Source organism: Streptococcus sp. GMD4S, assembly GCF_000296955.1.
Window position 1 is genome coordinate 1 of sequence record NZ_AJRE01000220.1, and the last position, 1468, is coordinate 1468.

The window sequence follows — 1468 nt, forward strand, 5'->3', positions numbered from 1 at the left end:
AAGGAACATCCAGTCAATACCTCAAACCCGATACCAGCACCTATTTTTCCAAATCTGCTTATGAAAAGGAAATGAGGTCTACAGCTGATAAATACCTCTCCCAGTCAACCATTCAGGTTACAGATGAAAACTATATGGAGGTCATGGAAGTTCTCTATGACTATCCTCAGGAGTTTGAAGGAAAGAAAATCGAGTTTACAGGCTTTGTTTATAACGATCCTAGCCATCCAGATAGCCAATTCCTCTTTCGCTTTGGGATTATCCACTGTATCGCAGACTCTGGTGTATATGGACTCCTGACCAAGGGAAACTCACGCCAGTATCCTGACAATACCTGGATTACCGCTAGAGGAACCCTGACCCTCCACTACCATAAAGAACTCAAACAAAAACTCCCAACACTGGAAGTTGAGAGTTTCACAAAAGTAGACAAACCAGAAAATCCTTATGTTTATCGCGTATTTCAATAAAAAGAGACAATATCAGAATTTCTGTATTACAGAATTCCAATATTGTCTCTTCATTTTTTTCTTATACTCATTTCAATCTAACAAACTAGCTTACTTTTTGTTCTTTTCTCTGACAGAATGTTCAGAAACCCATTTAGAATAGCTTATCATTTTTTTCAATTTGCTTTTCTGTTAAATAGACTGTCATCTTTCCAACAAAGCTTTGAAAACATCGTCGTATTCATCAAAAATTGTATCCAATTTCAAGTTAAAGGCATCATCAGATACATAAGAGACCTGATGATCCAATTCTTCAGGAGTAAAGATAATTTCACCACTTGGAATATTGAATTCGCCTGTAATCATATTAGTCTCTTTTCTTTGATTTTTAAAGTTATGAATATCACTATTTTAACAGATTTTCAATCAAGCTTCAATTATGTTTCTCTCTATAAAAATTTCTTTCAAAAATAAAAAAGCAAACCCATAATATGGTTCACTTTTTTAACTCTTCTACTCTCCATCCTTCCAGTTCCGAGCAATCTCTTCGTCTTTCTGGAGTTGGTCTACGAGTTCTTCTATGGAGTCAAATTTGACCATATCGCGAACACGGTCCAGCCAGTAGACCATGACTGTCTCACCGTAAATATCGTCTGAAAAGTCGAAAATATTGACTTCAAAACGTGGTTCTTCTCCATCGAAAGTAACATTTTTCCCAACACTTGCCATGCCACGATATCTCTGACGTTGCACTTCGATATCGACTACGTAAACACCGTCCGCTGGCATGTAAGTTCGGTCTCTTAGGACCAGATTGGCTGTTGGATAACCAATAGTCCGCCCACGAGCATTTCCATGAACGACCATTCCACGAGATGGGAGCGGAGTGCCGAGCAGATGCTTGACTTCCTTTACATCTCCATCAAGAATTGCCTGACGAATCCGTGTAGAACTAATCTTGCCCTTTTCATCCTCAACTGGAGGAACAATGATGATCTCTCCATCAAAATAGTCCTTCA

Annotated in this window: 3 protein-coding genes; 1 reads left to right on the forward strand and 2 read right to left on the reverse strand. The window is 38.5% G+C overall.

Features of this window, described 5'->3' with window-relative positions; translation table 11 throughout:
* Window positions 1-470: TIGR03943 family putative permease subunit (locus GMD4S_RS08810; protein WP_000485240.1), on the forward strand; the 470-nt coding region annotated here is incomplete at its 5' end.
* Between the two features lie 183 nt (window positions 471-653).
* Here the strand turns inward: GMD4S_RS08810 and GMD4S_RS08815 are convergent.
* On the reverse strand, window positions 654-815 hold the full coding sequence (locus tag GMD4S_RS08815) for a hypothetical protein (protein WP_000627735.1): 162 nt from the start codon (window positions 813-815) through the stop codon (window positions 654-656).
* A 147-nt stretch (window positions 816-962) separates the two neighbouring features.
* Window positions 963-1468: riboflavin kinase (locus GMD4S_RS08820; protein ID WP_000574697.1), on the reverse strand; the 506-nt coding region annotated here is incomplete at its 5' end.

Excerpts from the sequence above, each read along its gene's own strand:
- GMD4S_RS08815 (WP_000627735.1), bottom strand. The coding sequence starts at position 815 with ATGATTACAGGCGAATTCAATATTCCAAGTGGTGAAATTATCTTTACT.